The sequence below is a fragment of the Pseudomonas sp. B1(2018) genome, assembly GCF_003097365.1.
Classification (GTDB): domain Bacteria; phylum Pseudomonadota; class Gammaproteobacteria; order Pseudomonadales; family Pseudomonadaceae; genus Aquipseudomonas; species Aquipseudomonas laurylsulfatiphila.
Genome location: NZ_PYUK01000046.1, coordinates 1 through 1,368, shown reverse-complemented (window position 1 = coordinate 1,368; position 1,368 = coordinate 1). Strand labels below are relative to the sequence as shown.

Sequence of the window (1,368 nt, the reverse complement as noted above, 5' to 3'; positions counted from 1 at the left end):
TGAGTTCGCCGCCCTCGACGTTCAAACCGCCAATCGTCACCGGGTCATCGTTGTTGTGGATCTGCAGCACCAGGTTGGCGGTGCTGCTGTCGCCGTCCGCGTCGGTGATGGTGTAGGTGAAAGTGTCGGTGCCGTCGCCACCGCCGTGCAGCGCCTTGAAGTCGGCGTCGCTGGTGTTGAGGGTGTAGGTGTAGGTGCCGTTGGCATTCAACACCAAAGTACCGTAGGTACCGGTGAAGGTGCCGGGGGTGATCGGGCCAGTGCCTTCACCGATGGTTACCCGGTCGGCGCCTTGCACGTCGTTGCTCAGCACGTTGCCGTTCAGCGTCAGCAAGGTTTCCGACGCCGTCGAAGCGTTGCTGTCGTTCACGCCTTGTGGCAAGTCGTCGACGATATTCACGTCGAGGCTGCCCGTGGCCGTGGTGCCGTTGTCGTCGACCAGGGTCACGGCAAACTGCTCAGGCAAGGTGTTCGCGCCGTTGGCGGTTGGGTGCGCTTCGTTGTCGTTGAGGGTGTAGCTGTAGCTCACCACGCCGGTCGCGGCGTTGAAGCCGGTGATGGTCAGGGTGCTGCCCAGCGGCGTGGTGATCGATTGCGGGAAGCCCGCGGCCACACCCGCCGTGACCACGGCGATGCCGCCCACGGTCAGGCTGGTCACGCCGTCCAGCGCGGTGACGGTGAAGGTGCCATTCTGGGTCAGCGCCGTGGTATCCGGAGCACTGCCGTCACTGAGGTTTTTCTCGAAGACGGTCAACTCGCCGCCCTCGACGTTCAAACCGCCAATCGTCACCGGGTCATCGTTGTTGTGGATTTGCAGCACCAGGTTGGCGGTGCTGCTGTCGCCGTCCGCGTCAGTGAGGGTGTAGGTGAAAGTGTCCGTGCCGTCGCCACCGCCGTGCAGCGCTTTGAAGTCGGCGTCGCTGGTGTTGAGGGTGTAGGTGTAGGTGCCGTTGGCATTCAACACCAAAGTACCGTAGGTACCGGTGAAGGTGCCAGGGGTGATCGGGCCAGTGCCTTCACCGATGGTTACCCGGTCGGCGCCTTGCACGTCGTTGCTCAGCACGTTGCCGTTGAGGGTCAACAGGGTTTCCGACGCCGTCGAAGCGTTGCTGTCGTTCACGCCTTGTGGCAAGTCGTCGACGATATTCACGTCGAGGCTGCCCGTGGCCGTGGTGCCGTTGTCGTCGACCAGGGTCACGGCGAACTGCTCAGGCAGGGTGTTCGCGCCGTTGGCGGTCGGATGCGCTTCGTTGTCGTTGAGGGTGTAGCTGTAGCTCACCACACCGGTCGCGGCGTTGAAGCCGGTGATGGTCAGGGTGCTGCCCAATGGCGTAGTGATTGATTGCGGGAAGCCTGCAGCTACGCCTC

1 protein-coding gene is annotated in these 1,368 nt (G+C 63.2%); it reads right to left on the bottom strand.

Annotation, left to right across the window (positions count from 1 at the left end; translation table 11 throughout):
* Positions 1-1,368, bottom strand: a 1,368-nt coding sequence (locus C9422_RS31945; RefSeq protein ID WP_218279160.1) for an Ig-like domain-containing protein, incomplete at both ends; no start/stop codon positions are given.